This is a genomic window from Granulosicoccus antarcticus IMCC3135 (assembly GCF_002215215.1).
Taxonomy (GTDB): Bacteria; Pseudomonadota; Gammaproteobacteria; order Granulosicoccales; family Granulosicoccaceae; genus Granulosicoccus; species Granulosicoccus antarcticus.
On record NZ_CP018632.1, the window covers coordinates 6501030 to 6516171 of the forward strand.

General features: G+C 54.1%; 13 protein-coding genes. 5 read left to right on the forward strand and 8 right to left on the reverse strand.

Annotation, left to right across the window (positions count from 1 at the left end):
* Positions 1-180: 180 nt before the first annotated feature.
* The 3 genes from IMCC3135_RS34820 to IMCC3135_RS28060 are packed head-to-tail and all read right to left on the reverse strand — an operon-like array spanning position 181 to position 1659.
* Positions 181-879 carry an ATP-binding cassette domain-containing protein gene (locus tag IMCC3135_RS34820; protein ID WP_205737751.1) on the reverse strand — a complete coding sequence of 233 codons (699 nt, stop codon included), beginning with the start codon at positions 877-879 and terminating at the stop codon, positions 181-183.
* A gap of 21 nt (positions 880-900) precedes the next feature.
* The gene (locus IMCC3135_RS34825) at positions 901-1044 is read right to left on the reverse strand and encodes a hypothetical protein (RefSeq protein ID WP_205737752.1); all 144 of its coding nucleotides are present in this window, start codon (positions 1042-1044) and stop codon (positions 901-903) included.
* 3 nt (positions 1045-1047) lie between these two features.
* A complete protein-coding gene (locus IMCC3135_RS28060) occupies positions 1048-1659 on the reverse strand; it encodes an ABC transporter permease (protein WP_205737753.1) in 612 nt (203 codons plus the stop codon).
* Between the two features lie 171 nt (positions 1660-1830).
* On the opposite strand from IMCC3135_RS28060, the gene IMCC3135_RS28065 reads away from it, so the two are divergent.
* From IMCC3135_RS28065 to IMCC3135_RS28080, 4 genes are all read left to right on the forward strand, one after another.
* Positions 1831-2961 (forward strand): aromatic ring-hydroxylating oxygenase subunit alpha, encoded by a 1131-nt coding sequence (locus IMCC3135_RS28065; protein ID WP_088920606.1) that lies wholly within the window; start codon positions 1831-1833, stop codon positions 2959-2961.
* Between the two features lie 277 nt (positions 2962-3238).
* Entirely contained in the window at positions 3239-4951 is a 1713-nt protein-coding gene (locus IMCC3135_RS28070; protein ID WP_088920607.1) for an HNH endonuclease signature motif containing protein, read from the forward strand.
* Between the two features lie 168 nt (positions 4952-5119).
* Positions 5120-5734: a putative quinol monooxygenase gene (locus IMCC3135_RS28075; protein WP_169727537.1), complete on the forward strand. Its 615-nt coding sequence runs from the start codon at positions 5120-5122 to the stop codon at positions 5732-5734.
* A 63-nt stretch (positions 5735-5797) separates the two neighbouring features.
* Complete coding sequence (locus tag IMCC3135_RS28080) at positions 5798-6646, forward strand: acetolactate decarboxylase (protein ID WP_088920609.1); 849 nt, start codon at positions 5798-5800, stop codon at positions 6644-6646.
* A gap of 15 nt (positions 6647-6661) precedes the next feature.
* On the opposite strand, the gene IMCC3135_RS28085 is transcribed toward IMCC3135_RS28080, so the two are convergent.
* Complete coding sequence (locus IMCC3135_RS28085) at positions 6662-8326, reverse strand: glycerol-3-phosphate dehydrogenase/oxidase (protein ID WP_088920610.1); 1665 nt, start codon at positions 8324-8326, stop codon at positions 6662-6664.
* A 299-nt stretch (positions 8327-8625) separates the two neighbouring features.
* On the opposite strand from IMCC3135_RS28085, the gene IMCC3135_RS28090 reads away from it, so the two are divergent.
* A complete protein-coding gene (locus tag IMCC3135_RS28090; protein WP_169727538.1) occupies positions 8626-10425 on the forward strand; it encodes an adenylate/guanylate cyclase domain-containing protein in 1800 nt (599 codons plus the stop codon).
* Here IMCC3135_RS28090 and IMCC3135_RS28095 read toward each other — a convergent pair.
* The 4 genes from IMCC3135_RS28095 to IMCC3135_RS28110 are packed head-to-tail and all read right to left on the reverse strand — an operon-like array spanning position 10420 to position 15064.
* Positions 10420-11805, reverse strand: coding sequence for an ABC transporter ATP-binding protein (locus tag IMCC3135_RS28095; RefSeq protein ID WP_088920612.1), 1386 nt, complete (start codon positions 11803-11805; stop codon positions 10420-10422). The genes IMCC3135_RS28090 and IMCC3135_RS28095 overlap by 6 nt on opposite strands.
* The gene (locus IMCC3135_RS28100; RefSeq protein WP_205737754.1) at positions 11792-12595 is read right to left on the reverse strand and encodes an ABC transporter permease; all 804 of its coding nucleotides are present in this window, start codon (positions 12593-12595) and stop codon (positions 11792-11794) included. The genes IMCC3135_RS28095 and IMCC3135_RS28100 overlap by 14 nt, the downstream gene beginning before the upstream one ends.
* Positions 12592-13542: an ABC transporter permease gene (locus tag IMCC3135_RS28105; RefSeq protein WP_205737755.1), complete on the reverse strand. Its 951-nt coding sequence runs from the start codon at positions 13540-13542 to the stop codon at positions 12592-12594. Before IMCC3135_RS28105 ends, IMCC3135_RS28100 begins: the two co-directional genes overlap by 4 nt.
* Positions 13543-13546: 4 nt before the next feature.
* Complete coding sequence (locus IMCC3135_RS28110; protein WP_205737756.1) at positions 13547-15064, reverse strand: ABC transporter substrate-binding protein; 1518 nt, start codon at positions 15062-15064, stop codon at positions 13547-13549.
* Between the last annotated feature and the right edge of the window lie 78 nt (positions 15065-15142).

The window sequence follows — 15142 nt, forward strand, 5'->3', positions numbered from 1 at the left end:
ACCACAGAACAACGCGATACCAAACTGTTGACGAAGGCTAGTGGCTCCAACCACATGATATTTGCGGGTTCAGCTGTTCTGGCCGCAGTAGCGAGAAAGAAATTACTGATGGGCATCAGTGAATAGGCTCGTCTCTGCGAGACTATTCACTACTCACAATGATTTCCAAGTCGCCAACTGTCAATCCTGAACTGTTTTTCCAGACACATCACGTTCTGCCTTGGCAATCAAATCATCCAGTTCGGCATCCGTGAGACTCGGACACAGTACCAGCAGATGATCGCCTGGTACCACCAAAGGGGCAGTCCGGAGGATGGCAACGATACCATCTGATGCTGCGCGCAGCACTTCTGGCTCCGCATCCAGACGATGAAGAGTGCGCAGTACGCCCAGCTCCTGCCCGGCACGCACCTCATCTCCCATACCCACGCTATAGGTCATCAACCCATGAGATTGAGCGGTCAGGTAAGAGGCGTTGGCCCCCAGGTTCAGAAAGCTTGGCTCGTCGAATATGATGAGATCGGGACGACAGGCCATCGACATTGCAGTCATGGCACGCTGTAACTGACCTCCGGATACCTGGTGAGGATAACGAAAACCGATCTCCTCCGGGTTAGGTAGTTGCATTTTTCGATAAAGATCGACTGCATCCGAGCGTGCCTCGGAGCGAGACATCACACCATGTCTGACCGGCCCTTCACAATACTGGTTGATCAACTTGTAGGCTGGGTTGAAAGCGGCTGCTGCCGATTGCGCCACGTAGGCAATTCTGTTGCCTCGCAGTTGACGCAAACTTTCGGCCGAGGCACCCACCAGTTCCTGGCCATCAAACATGATAGAGCCACCGCTGATACGGCATCCCCCCTTTGTATAGCCCATACCCGCCAGACCGAGCGTCGATTAGCCCGCGCCGCTCTCACCAATCAACCCCAGGATTTCACCTCGGTTGAGCTGCACATCAACCCCTTTGATGATGGGCTTCCAGACACGATCCGAATACCCATCAATCCGAATATCCTGTATATCAAGCAACAGCTCAGACATAATCTACTCCTTCAATCCGGATGACAGATGCAACATCCAGTCAACAACCAGGTTGACGCCAATCGTCAACAGAGCAATGGCTCCAGCCGGTAACAATGGCGTCAGACCAAAGGTGGCTGTTTTCCAGGACGAGAAGTTGGCAAAGGCGATGAGCTTGGCACTTTCACGTACCATGCCACCCCAATCGGCGGTGGGAGGCTGAATACCCAGATCGAGAAAGGACAGCGCCGAAATAAACAGAAATACAAAGCAGAAGCGTAAACCGAACTCGGCAATCAATGGTGCAGCGGCATTGGGCAGAACCTCCTTGCGAATCAGCCAGAACAGCCCCTCGCCTCGCATTCGCGCCACTTCGATATAATCCATCGTCAGAATGCCCTGCGCCACCGCACGAGACAGGCGAAACACACGCGTACTGTCCAGCAGCGCGATGACCAGAATAAGGGCGAGCACTGATGTACCGGTAATGGTCAGTATCAACAAGGCAAATATCAGTGCCGGAATTGCCATCAGTACATCCACGGCTCTTGAGCTGATGGCATCAAACCAGCCACCCAGGGTAGCTGCCAACAAACCGAAAGAGGCTCCCAGCGTAAACGACAGAGCCGTTGTCAAAAGCGCTATCCCAACGGTATTACGGGCCCCGTAGATCAGACCTGACAGCACATCACGCCCCAGGGCATCAGTACCCAGATAATAGGGAGCACTCCAGCCTTGATACTGAGCACCTACCGGTGTCTGTTCAGCATAAGGGGCAAGCCCCTTTTACCAGAAAGGTTCTCTGACATGCTCGACAAAGAACAAGATACAGTTACCGCACTTCGACAAACCCTGTCTCAGATGCAGGCACTTGCCAAAGAGTCGGCCAGAGCCATGCCCGCCGAGTTCTACACCAGCGAAGGGTTTCTTGAACTTGAAAAAGACAAGGTACTTCGCCATGAATGGATGTGTATAGGCCATGCGGGAGAAGTAGCCAACGCGGGCGATTTCTACACCACCGAATTGCTGGATGAACAATTGATCGTCACCCGCGATACAGATAACGTGATCCGTGTGTTATCGAACGTATGCCGGCATCGAGGCAACCAGGTAGCGCAAGGATCCGGCAACTGTCGAAAGTTCGTATGCAGTTACCACACCTGGAGTTATGACAATGCAGGGGCCTTGGTCTCGGCGCCGCTCATGAAGAATCAGCCAGGCTTTGACAAGCAAAAATGCGGATTGCCAGAATTTGCCTCCGAGATATGGAACGGCTGGATTTTTGTCAACCTTGATGGAACGGCGACACCGTTGGCGCCGCGACTTGAAGGATTGCAGGCAATTATCAAGAACTATCATCCAGAAGAGCGCTTTCTGAATTTCATGGAAGAGGACGTCTGGAACTGCAATTGGAAATGCCTGTTCGAAAACTTCATGGAAGGCTATCATTTGAGTGCGACTCACCTGAAAACACTTCACAAAATCACCCCGACACGCCTGTGCAAGAAGATGGAAACCGGTGAGGGCTGGACTGGGTACCATGCCTACTACAATCCTGATTATCCGCCCCGTGGCCCGTTTCATCCCGACCTGACCGAAGATGAGCAACGACAGTCGCCCATGTACGGCATCTACCCCAACCTGGTTGTCGGCATGGCCACCAACTTCACGCTATTCATGTGTCTGCAGCCGCTTGGTGTTGACAAGGTAAAAATCCGTTGGGGTGTCGTAGGACTTGAGAATGATCCTGATGCTCAGATGGTCAAGGACTATGTCACTCTTTGTCGATCCTTCAATGCAGAGGATCAGGAAAAGCTGGAAATACTGCAAAAAGCCCTGAAAACCCGATACTACCCAGGCGGTCCGCTGGCCCCCGAGGATTTTGAGGGCTCAATCTGGGACTTCACACACTATATGGCCAAGCACCTTGCAAGCTGAATCCTGACAAATCACTAACAGCCTGCGATGCCGTTTTGATTAACCTCTGGCGGCATTGCAGGAACGGCTATGGCATTGCACCAGACGCCAACCGGCCAGGCAGTAAGCGCCTTTTCATTTCCAAAAACGGCACAATGAGATCCACAAGTCCATCTCTGATGATGAACTATGCATCACACCAAACCATATTCATAAAACTATATATTCATACAGTATAAATATTTGACGAAACAACACCAGAGAGGTATATTGATAGCTTCAAAGAGGGCATGAATACATGGAAGATTCAAGCAAACAAGAAGATTGGCAGAACAACTATAATACAAGCCATGAACACAGTCATGAAAACAACCATGGGAAAAGCAAACCCCACATAAACCACACATCATTCGGCACAGACTCATTCAATGCTGAAGCGCGAGAGTCCTTCGGCCGCAACCTGCGTCTGTTCATGTCACTCACGGACGGCTCTACCCTGCCTCCCCAGCCTGAGCATCCCGATATGGCGATGCCCGAAATGGCGATGCCTAACGAAGCACCTGCCATTGCCCGCCGACTGAAGCAGCTCGGAGAAGACATCTCCTCAGGCATGGCAGATCAACTCGAACTATTGGTCCGATTTGACGACCTGGAAGGCTGGAAAACCTCAGGCTCCCGCCACTGCGTAGCCTGGATGAACCTGGAGTTAGGTATCAGCCTTCAGCTGGGATGGGAATACCTGAGAGTCGGCCGGAAAGTGCGCAGCCTTCCCATCACCCGGGCATTGTTCCGAGCTGGCAAACTCAGCTGGTCAATCGTGCGCCTGCTGACACGCGTGGCCGATGAGAACAATGAAGCACTGCTGTGCCACACAGCATTGGACGCATCAGTCTCTGACGTGGAACGTCTGGTCAATGAATACCGCTGGCAGCAGGATGAGGAAGAGAACAAGGCCGATGGAGAGAACGCCAGAAGCCTGCAACAAATCGAAGCACGATCCTTCGGCTGGAGTTCAGCAAGCAATGGCAACACGCTCATCAGGCTGTCGCTGCCACCCGAAGTTGCTCAGGCATTTCTCAACAGTGTCGAACAATCCCTGGCACAGCTTGAAGAGTCTGACGACTCCACGACACAGCGCCGTGCCGATGCCGCCGTCCTCATGGCAGAGAATAGTCTGCAGAACGCCGGCCGCGAAATGGCCACGGCCGATCGTTATCAAGTCATCGTAACCGTAGATGCATCAGATTTATCGGCCAATAGCCCCGAACAACAAGATCAGCAGCCAGCTCCAAACCCGATACCCTCAAAACGCCCCACCATCAACGGTGCAGGCCCCATTGCCATCGAAACCGCTCGACGACTGGCCTGCGATTGCAGCATTTCCACAATAACCCACCAACACGGCGAACCTCTGGATATTGGTCGTAAATCCCGTCTCTGGCCACCCGCTATGGCTCGCGCCATCAAGAACCGTGATCAACATTGCCAGTATCCCGGATGCACACAAACAAGACATTTACACATTCATCATATCCAGCACTGGGCCGATGGTGGCTCTACACGCGTAGACAACGGCATCTGCTTATGCAGCAAACACCATACCGCTGTACATGAAGGCGGGTATCGAATTGAGCGCGTGAATCAACGGGAAACAGCAGCATACGAAGAACAGTTCATTCGCCAGCAAGCTACAGAACAGACGGTTAACGACATCGAGATAGCACTGCGCAACAGCCGTGAATCATTCGAACTCGTACGCCAGCTTGATCCAACCCGCTTTCGATTCCGCATCGTCAATAAAGAGGGTATGGACATTCGTGATACCAAGGAGACTTCAAGCCCAAACCGATCAAATCACGAGAATCACGAGAATCACGAGAATCACTCTACGCGTGTAGACAAGCCGTTCGATGACTACTGGCAATCAACAGACGAGGACACACCGTTCAAGCATTGGCCTGGTGTCGCTGAGTTGGCAGGGTATTACTGTGCCGATAATGCCTATGCTTGACTTGATTTTAGCAACTGACTTTTCCAACTTCCCATGGATGGAGGCGATTCTGCCGTCTGCCGGGATAGTGAATCCCGCAGACCACGGTTACTCCCTGGCGGCAATCTCCGTAGAGTTCGCTGTACGTTAACTCTTCATCAAAAACACAGCCGAGCGCCGGACTTCCTCATGATTACGCGAATTGTCAAATTTACTGTACCTACCGAGCAGATTGATGCATTCAAGGCATCGTTTGCAACAGCCGCCACAGGTTCGTTGAAGGAACCTGGCTTCGAACAAGCCAGGCTTTTCGCTGCCCGTGCAGATGCAAACACCTTTTTTGCCTACGAGCGACTGCGGGACCAAGAGGCACATGCTGCCATGCCGCACACACGCCAATTGTTCGAATTCCTGGCCAGCTCAGGCACACAGGTCGAGCAATACAATCTTGGTGAGGCGGATCCAGCGCCTGTACCACTCTCAGAGCCTGACGTCGTTGGAGATGATGAGTTGGCTGTATTTTTCATCTTTTCGCTGCGATCCGGTTTCCGGGAAAAGGTTCTGGCCCAGTTTGCCACGCACACAAAACAGGCTCGCATGGAACCGGGGAACGTAGTCTTTGATCTCTACACCATCGAGGGTAATGAGGATACGCTGATTGTTTATGAGCGCTGGAAAAACGAGGCGGCGCTGATGGAGAAGCATTTCGCCCATCCTTATGCACAGCAAACAGGTGCGCTGCTGACTGAAGCAGTTCCCGGAGATCTGGTAGAGGCCATGCATTTTTCTACTGAAATTCGCTAGACGCCCTGTCACGCAATCAACGACCTGACACTCAATTCGATCACCGACCACAGAATAATCTGCATGATAATTGAACACAAGAATAGCCTGTTGGCGGCCGCCACAACTCTCGCTGCATTGCTCTCGATCAGTAATGCAAGCGCACACGAGTCACACGAGCACAACGACACCCAAGCAACGGATAGTGTCGACGACAGAAAGGCCATAGAACAATATGGACTGCCTTTGACACTGATGAACACCATTTACGAAGGTCAGATAACGGCAGCTGAAATGAAGTCCCTGGGTAACCTGGGCGTGGGCGTCAGTAATCACCTCAATGGCGAGCTGACAGCGGTGGATGGCGTTGTCTACTCGATAGCGGCTGATGGCACAGCGACGGTTGCCCCCGATGATCTGCAAGCCCCCTATATGTCCATGATCGACTTCGAGCCCACCCGAACCATTACGATCTCGGACATCAACTCCTTCAAGGATCTGGAACAAGCAGTGCTGGCGAATATCACCTCAGCCAACACCTTACACGTATTCAAGGCAAAGGGATTGTTCTCGTTCACTCGCCTCGCCTCCGCACACGGCGTCGAGGATGAGAACGTCGACTTCTTTGAATACCTGGGCAGTCGGCAGATGTACGATCTGGAGCAAACCGAAGGCACGATTGTCGGGATCTATACACCGGCCTATCTGGGAACCGTCAGTATTCCCGGTTTGCATTTTCACTTTCAGAACGGCGACAACACCATCGGCGGGCATATGGAAGACATTCGCTTTGACCAGCTACAGTTCGAGGTACAGGAAGTTGATCGCATCAATTTGGCGCTACCCAACGTGCAGAAGTTTCGCGATATCGACATGAAGATGATTCAACCGCCTTCAGGTGCTGGCGCCGGCGGTAGCGACAAAAAAGAATAAATGCAGCTGTCGGTGTCAGTCTTTCAAGAACGCCGTAGCCGGACTGTCCAGCGGCGGGTGGCCCGCGGGTGTCGTTGGCTGATTCTCGAAGTATTCGTCGAATTTCGCTTGTGCCTGATCGCCGAACAGAATCTGGCAGGCTTCGAGCAGCCCCGGTGATTTACGGATGTCATCTTGGCGTACCACCAGGGCAATCTTGGAACGACGACGCAGAAAATCTTCCAACTTCGTGATCATCTCGCGGTGAGCGGCCTGCTGAATCTCGCAACGCGTGTACTCGGTGCCTTGGATCAGTATCTCGGCTTGACGTGGATCTTCACGGATATTCTCAAGCAAGCCGATGGCCTCAAGGGCATAGCGCCGCCATAGTCGAGTACTGAGCTTCTCGGAGGATTCCGGTGCGGTATAGCTATCCAGATCCATCAATCTGGCCTGATGAAAGAATTCTTCTTTGAGCGCCTCATGGGGTTCTCCGTACCACTTGTAGTTGGGGTACTCCATACTCACGCCCATGTCTTTTACTATATCGCAGACCTCATTACCCACATTCAGGCAGTCGGTCAGTTTGCCGCCAAAGATGCTGAGATGGGCCTGTGCCTGATCGCTATCGATGGCATGTTTTCGTGATAATTGCAGAAAATCACGGCCCTTGCCGCCCTCGGTTTGAATCGCCAGTGGCCTCACGCCACAACGGGTAGCGATGATGTCATCCTCGACCAGAGGCGTCTCCAACGTCAGTCGTTTATTGATATTGTCCAGCACGAAGCGGATATCCTCTTCGGTGACCTGAACATCAGCATCCTTGACCGGCGTATCGGTGGTGCCAATGCACGTTCTGGCCCCCATTGGTATGACGAAGAACAGTCGGCCGTCGTCCGCAAAAAACGCCAGAACCCGGCGATTAGGTGTGAGGCGATCCACGATCAAGTGGATACCTTTTGAAAACGCATGACGGTGCTCGGTCTGCTGCCCGGTCAAACCATTGTGCTGATCCACGTAAGGACCACAGGCGTTTACTACTATCCTGGCACTTATGTCGAACGTCCGGTCATTGATCACGTCTCTTGCCTGAACCGTCCATAGGCCATTGTCTCTTCGCGCGCCCAGAGACTCCACATAATTGGCAGCCACGCAGCCCCGGTTCAACGCGGTGCGAATGAAGTTGAAAACGAAACGTGCATCATTGTCATGCAGGTAGGCATCGGAGTACTCAAAACCGCCGATGCTATCGTCTGTATTGATGATGCTCTCTTCCTGTCGAATGCCCTTGCGTGAGAACAAGCGCGGAATCCTGGTGAAGCAATTACCAAAAAACCAGTACAACCAGGTGCCAGCCCAAAGATAGATCGGGTGGTAGCGAAAGCCCTTACCAATGGTGGTAAAAAAGCGTATCTCCTGCACCGTCGAGGGATAGCTTTTTATCAGATGATTGCGGCTTTTGCACAGTTTTCTGACCAGCGCGAAGTCATAGGTTTCCATGTATTTAATGCCGCCCCAAGCCAGATTTGACGAGTGCATACTGGTCTGGCCGGCAAAATCCCCACGATCGATCAGCGCGGTCTTCAGACCTTTGCCTGCCAGTGCGGCTGCGGAGACCGCACCGTTGATACCACCGCCGATGATCAGCACGTCGTAAGTGGTTTGGGGAAGCTTGTCTATATTGCTTTCACGCAGTTGCATAGCTGGGGTACCTGATAAATCGTTGATTTGACCTGAATCGGTATGACTCTGGACAACAGCGCCCTGACGGGCTGTTGTTTTAGGCAGCTACTATTGCCACGTGCTTTTGGAACATTGTTCCATTTTTGTCGTTCAGGTGCAATACACTTGAACACCCGTAACTTCAGGGGCTTGGGTGTCACACGACTCGCTAATAAGTGTGTACACGCCTGATGTCGCATTTTGTACACTGTAGATCGGCCAATGTTGGTCTGCCTGGCGATTGCTGCTGCGCCTATAACCTGGCCATGTACTTGATCATGACATTCCGCATCCCCATACGCCTTGTCACTGTATTTGGTGTTACCACACTGGTAGCCGTGGCTGTTGGCATTGTGTTCTGGCTTGGTCTGGTCAGCGCCACGCAGAACACGCGCTTGCTGATGAGCGATCAGGCCCAGACTCTGATCAATGCCATGGAACGCGAGATCGATCTGTGGCTGAGCCCCATCCAGCAACAGGCAAACTGGATTGCTGCACATATCAATGCAAATGCCGGCCAACTCACCGAGCTTGCCAGCTTTGACCCATTCATGCTGGGTACTCTGGCTGCCACTCCTCAGGTAGCGGGCGTGGCGCTTGTTACCCCGGATGCACAAAGTCAGCGCTGGCAGCGCGCTGATGGAAAATCCATCGCCGCGGACTGGTCGAATCGCCCGGGCATCAGAAAATGGATAGATACGGGTAGACAAAGACGTGATTCCTCATGGATAGAGCCCTTCTTCACAGACACCATCAGCAAGACGATTCTTCTGCACGAGCTCCCTATCCACGCCGATGACGGCCAGCTACTGGTCATGCTGGCGCAGATCGTACCCGTCGAAGAACTCTCACGCCATATGATCGATTTGGCGCCGCGCGAAGGCATGACACCGTTCATCCTCTACGGTACTGATCATGTGCTGGCCCACCCCTCTCTGACCAAAGAGAGGACCGGGCATGATATTGCCGATTCACCATTGACTCGCCTTGACGAGCTGGATGATGAGGTATTGAAACGCATCTGGACACCGGATGAAGAGGAGCTGTTTTTCCTGTCCAGTGACGAGCAGCTTCACACCTCTGGCGTTTTCATCAAGGAACAAAAAAGGTTCTTCATATTCCTCTATCGATATATTCAAAAGTATGGCGAGGAGCCCTGGATCATTGGCGCCTACCTGAATACGGAAACGTATGGCGGTGCCGAGGGGGACCGACTGATGCGCAGTCTACTGGGCGGGCTTGCTGTGCTGCTGGCAGCCGTCGTCGGCGCATTCTTTCTTGGACGATATATAACGCGCCCCGTCACAGCCATTGCCCAGGCCGCACGCCTGGTGGAAGCCAACAAACTGGAAGATGTGCCACTCTTGCAGTCCAGCCATATGCGGGAACTGGATGATGCTGCGCGCTCCTTCAATCAAATGGTTGTTGACCTACGTGAGCGTACCCTGATTCGCCAGACGCTCGGACAGTTTATACCCGAAGAGGTTGCCAGAAATCTGTTGTCCGATGGCGGTTCACTGAAGACCGAAAATTCGGTTGCCACACTTCTGTACTCCGATATCGAGGGCTTTACTCGATTGACCGAGTCCCAGGGATCAACCAGGGTGGTTGCCATCCTGAACGCCTATTTTTCGGCTATGGTGGACATTCTGGAGCGTCATCAAGGTGTCGTGACTCAGTTTCATGGTGATGCCATTCTTGCCACCTTCAATGTTCCCATCAGCAATGATGAGCATGCCAGAAACGCCCTGCTGGCCGCATCACAAATGCTCAATTGCATCGATACTCAGACCTTCGCCGATCATTCACTGCGTATTCGCATAGGCATTGACACAGGCCCTGTCGTCGCCGGTGCAGTGGGTGCTGCCGGACGCCTGAGCTACACGGTGTACGGCAACTCTGTGAACCTTGCGGCCAGACTGGAAATGCTCAACAAGGAATTCGGAACCCGCCTGCTGATCTCCGACAATACCGCCAGACTTGCGGGTGATGTCATCCCCCTGCGTCTTGTCGGGGAGGTACCGATCCGGGGCCAGGCGGACACGATCAGAGCCTTTACTGAAGGTAGCGCATCATAAAGTCAGTGCCAAGGTCTCACTGGTCCACTTTTCGGCAATGGTACGATCGTGCGTGACCAGCACCACGGCCGTCTTGCTCATCGCCGTCACCTCGGCAAGTAGCCGCATGGTCTGCTTCTGGGTGACAGGGTCGAGTCTTGAGGTCGGCTCGTCGGCCAGCAAAATCCTTGGCTTCACGCTCAGGGCTCTTGCTATGGCAATACGCTGAAGCTCACCGCCGGACACCGCATCCGGTTTGCGATCAAGCAAAGTGGTACTGACCCCGAGTCGTTCCAGAAAGTCCTCGATGACCTGCCATTTGACGCCGTGGAGTTTAGCGACATCTTTCAGGCTTTTTTGCAGAGTGACATTGGCTGCAAACGCTGCCGGAGGGTCCTGGTACACTTTCTGAACATCTGTCCTGCCCAGTGCACCATCCTTGATCACCTTGCCCGATACAGGCTCTATCAAGCCTGCCAGAGTGTCCAGAAACGTGGACTTGCCCACGCCACTGGGGCCTGTGATGGCAATGCGTTTGCCCGCAGTGATAGACAAGTCTATGGGCTGTGTCATGACCGCCTTGTGTCGGCCGACGACAAGGCCTTCGGTTCGCATCACAAACTGCCCACTGGTATCCGAGGGCGTCTTCTCCCAGTACGAGGGATCAGCTTCTATCAGGGACTTTGTATAACTGTGCTTGGGTGCCTGCAATACGGTGTGAGTTGCTCCAGCCTCTACGATGTCACCGCCTTTCAATACCAGCAGATTGCCACCGATACGGTTGGCCACCATCGCGTCGTGAGTAATGACTATCAGTACGCCTCCCTTGCCCGGGACCTCGTTGAGCAGACTAACGACGGTACCGGTTCTGTCCGTATCCAACCCCTTGGTGGGCTCGTCCGCCAACAGTACCGGTGCGCCACCGGCTAACGCTGCCGCGAACGAGACACGCTGCCCCATTCCTCCTGACAGCTGATCGGGGCGCTTGAACTCTGCCCCTGTCAGCTCAAGATCATGAAAATTGGATTGTGTACATCGCTGAGATTCAGCCTTACTCAAGCCTGCGACCAGCCGGTGTGATTCATGAACTTGCTGGTATGAGCGCATGAGAGGATCGAGTGAGCGCCAGGGCTCTTGCGGCAACATGGCTAATGAGTGTCCCCATAGTTGCTGTCGAACTGAGGGTGACAGTGTGTCTATTCGAGAACCATTGAGCCAGATCTTGCCACAGGCTTTGAGTGAGGCGGGCAATGCTCCCATGATTGCCTGAGCAATCAGACTCTTGCCAGCACCGGTTTCTCCCATGATCACCAGCGCATTACCTGCTTCCACGCTAAAGGATACCGGCCCAATCAGAGCCTGCTTGCCATGACTGACGACCAAGGATTCAACGATTAGCATGAGACAAAGATCTTTTTGACTGGCCGGTGGCCAGGTGGACGGCCAGGACGGTGAGAACAAGGCAGGCAACGGGTTGCAATATGAGCCAGGGAGTTTCGCGCCAATAAGGCAGTAGTTCTGTCATCATGACTCCCCACTCAGCGGTGGGTGGTCGCACGCCGACACTGACGAAACCCAGCGCCGCCATGGCCGTTACGCTACTGGCAATACCGAACGCTGCCAGGGTCAGCAGCCCGGGCAACAAGTCGGGCAGCAGGTGACGTTTGATGATATGCACAGGCCCGAAGCCAAGCAGCTTGGCCGCCTCTACCGCAGGACTGGCCAGCAAGGTTCTTGATCGCTGCCGGCTGTAGCGAAAGAACTCCACCCACAGTGTCAGCGCTATCCCCACATACAAGGCCCACCAGCTGCCCGGCGCAATAGCGGCCATCATCAAGACCAGCAACAATCCTGGTAATGCAAGAATGGAACTTGATAGTGCATTGGCAATATGCTCCACCCAGCCACCTCGCCAGGCGGCCAGGACACCCAGTGCCACACCCGGCAAAGCGGCAGTGAGTACGGCCAGCACAGCCAGAGAGAGTGATAATTGTGCGCCTGCCAGCAGTCGGGCAACCATATCCCGACCCAGGTGATCGGTTCCCAACAGATAATGAGAATCTGGTGGAGACAGAATGTTTCTTAGCGACTGCCTGGCAGGGTCCAGGCCAAACACATCTGGGCCCGCCAATGCCAGGATAAGCATGATCAACAGTAAAGTGACACCGATGAGACGAGATAGGGACATCATGATGCGGCCACTCTGTCGCGAGGATCGATCAGCTTGCACAACAGATCGACGCCGAAGTTCAGGGCAACGAACAACAGCCCGAGCGTCAAGGCGGCGCCTTGCACCATGGGCACATCTCGCTCGAAAATCGCATGCACCAGTGCATGACCAATCCCCGGCCAGGAAAACACCGACTCGATAATAACAACCCCTTCTATCAGTAATGCCAATTGCACACCGACGTAGGCCACCAGTGGTGCTGCCACATTTCTCGCCACGTGACGCCGCACAGTGGCGGCTTGTGAAAGCCCCTTGGTTCTGGAGAACTGAAACCATGGGCTGGCCACAGCCTCAACCACGATATCTCTCAATACGCGGTTGGAGACCGCGGCCAGACTCAGAGCCAATGCCAGCGAGGGTAGTACCAGATGCCTGATCTCACCGTAGCCCGCCACCGGCAGCAGCTTGAATTGAACCGCCAGCAACAACATCAGAACCACAGCCAGAGCAAAGGCCGGAATGGATCGCACCGAGACAGACAAAGCCATCGACAAGCGATCCATCTTGCCTCCCGGATTCAGACCCGATAGAACACCGACCGGTATGGCGATCAGCAACGACATCACAATGGCGCTACAGGCCAACAGCAAGGATGCACCCAGCTGCCCTGAAATTTCCTGCCAGACCGGCTGACCACTGACCAGAGAACGGCCCAGATCCAGCGTCGCCAATTGTGTCAGCCAACGACCCATTTGCTGGAGAACCGGCTGGTCCAGCCCCAATTCCAGCCTGACGGCTTCAGCAACCTGGGCATCCATGACATCGTAGCCATAGCGCCCAGCGGCAATCCGGTACGCAGAATCACCCGGCAAGGCCTGCATCATGGCAAAACTGGCAAGACCGATGACCAGGACCACCAGCAATGCCTGAACCAGACGGGCGCTGCTCATCTGCAGTATTGCGGACACCAGCCTACTCCGACCAGCTCAGGGCCTGGAGTCCATAAGTGCGTTCCAATGGGTCTACCACGACACCCTGCAGCCCCTTGGCAGTGGCGACGGTGTGCTGGTACCAGACCACGGGCGCAACCGGAAGATCTTCATGTATCTGCGTGATGACCTGTCGGATCAGTTCATGGCGCTCCTTTGATTCGGCGGAGGCTGCAATGGTGCTGACAGCCTCTGCAACTTCAGGTGCCTGCCAGTTCATCGCGCCCCAGTCACCACCTCCAACGCCAAAATCTGATTGCACCGCACCGGTTGGATCGACGGTGGATGCATAGTTACGCGCATACAAAGCCACCGCGAGAGTGCCATCCTGATGACCTGCGGGTATCTCTGAAAAGTTCGACACGCTAACCTCCAGCTCAATCCCGATCTGGCGCCATTGATCCTGTAATGCCGCGCCTACCAGCGGCAGTTCCGGCCTATCGGGAAAGGTTCGAAGTGTCAGGCTGAAGCGTTCACCCTCACGCACAAGAATGCCATCCTCTCCTGGCGTCCAGCCAAGGCTGGCTAGCATCTCGCTTGCTTTCTCCGGACTATACTGCAAGGCTGGCAATGTCTTGTCATACCACTGCTGCAGTGCCGGGGGGAAAAGCTGAGTGGCAGCCGACTCTGGTGCGCGCATGATACCCGCTGCAATGCCCTCCCTGTCGATGGCCAGACTCAATGCCCGGCGAGCCGTCGGCGTGTCCAGTAGCGGATGCGCAGCATTCATCTTCAGCAGCATGACTCTGGGAATGGCGACCGATTGTACTTGTACACTATCAACATCGCCAAGGCGCCTGTACCCTGATGGATCGAGTGTGTGAACCATATCAGCGTCCCCACTCTCCGCCATCAAGGCCCTTGTTTCAGCGCGTTTCACGGCCAGGTAGCTGGCACCGGAGAGTTTCGCAGGCTCCCCCCAGTAGTCCTCGTATCGCGAGGTGGTCATCGATTGTGGAACAGACAGGGAGTCGACCTTGAAGGGGCCGGTGCCTATAAGGTTAAGCGATTCACCGGTTTCATCCGCAGAAGTTGATGCGGGTATGACCGTAGAGGAATGCGTCAACACAGCGGGCAAGATGCCATAAGGTGAATCGAGTGTCACGATCACATCATCCCCATCGGCACTGATCTGACTGATCGGCGCATCATTCAGTGGACCGGGGTTATCTGCAGCACGGGTTAGCGCCTCGGCGACATCGCCACTGCTCAGCACAGACCCGTCATGAAATGTGGCTTTTCGCAACGTGAATCGCCAGCTCAATCCATCCTCAGCCGCTTGCCAACTCAAGGCCAGCCCGGGTTGAAGCGTACCGTTCGCATCAGTACTGACCAGCGTTTCCATGACCCCCATTCTCAGGAAGATGAATCCGTCAGTGGCAGGATCAGATCCGGATATCTCCCAAGGCGTTGCGATGCGAATATCGGTACGTGCATCGGCGGCGTGCAGCGTGGTCGTTGTAATGCCAATGGCCAGGGCAATGAGCAGTTTTGGGAACATGATCTGAATCAATCCATCCTAATAATGATATGTTGTAACATAACAATACTATCACAAGAAACAGACATCGCGGCCCCC

Excerpts from the sequence above, each read along its gene's own strand:
- IMCC3135_RS34820 (WP_205737751.1), bottom strand. The coding sequence starts at position 879 with ATGGGCTATACAAAGGGGGGATGCCGTATCAGCGGTGGCTCTATCATG.
- IMCC3135_RS34825 (WP_205737752.1), bottom strand. The coding sequence starts at position 1,044 with ATGTCTGAGCTGTTGCTTGATATACAGGATATTCGGATTGATGGGTAT.
- IMCC3135_RS28065 (WP_088920606.1), top strand. The coding sequence starts at position 1,831 with ATGCTCGACAAAGAACAAGATACAGTTACCGCACTTCGACAAACCCTG.
- IMCC3135_RS28070 (WP_088920607.1), top strand. The coding sequence starts at position 3,239 with ATGGAAGATTCAAGCAAACAAGAAGATTGGCAGAACAACTATAATACA.
- IMCC3135_RS28075 (WP_169727537.1), top strand. The coding sequence starts at position 5,120 with ATGATTACGCGAATTGTCAAATTTACTGTACCTACCGAGCAGATTGAT.
- IMCC3135_RS28080 (WP_088920609.1), top strand. The coding sequence starts at position 5,798 with ATGATAATTGAACACAAGAATAGCCTGTTGGCGGCCGCCACAACTCTC.
- IMCC3135_RS28085 (WP_088920610.1), bottom strand. The coding sequence starts at position 8,326 with ATGCAACTGCGTGAAAGCAATATAGACAAGCTTCCCCAAACCACTTAC.
- IMCC3135_RS28090 (WP_169727538.1), top strand. The coding sequence starts at position 8,626 with ATGACATTCCGCATCCCCATACGCCTTGTCACTGTATTTGGTGTTACC.
- IMCC3135_RS28095 (WP_088920612.1), bottom strand. The coding sequence starts at position 11,805 with ATGCTAATCGTTGAATCCTTGGTCGTCAGTCATGGCAAGCAGGCTCTG.
- IMCC3135_RS28100 (WP_205737754.1), bottom strand. The coding sequence starts at position 12,595 with ATGATGTCCCTATCTCGTCTCATCGGTGTCACTTTACTGTTGATCATG.
- IMCC3135_RS28110 (WP_205737756.1), bottom strand. The coding sequence starts at position 15,064 with ATGTTCCCAAAACTGCTCATTGCCCTGGCCATTGGCATTACAACGACC.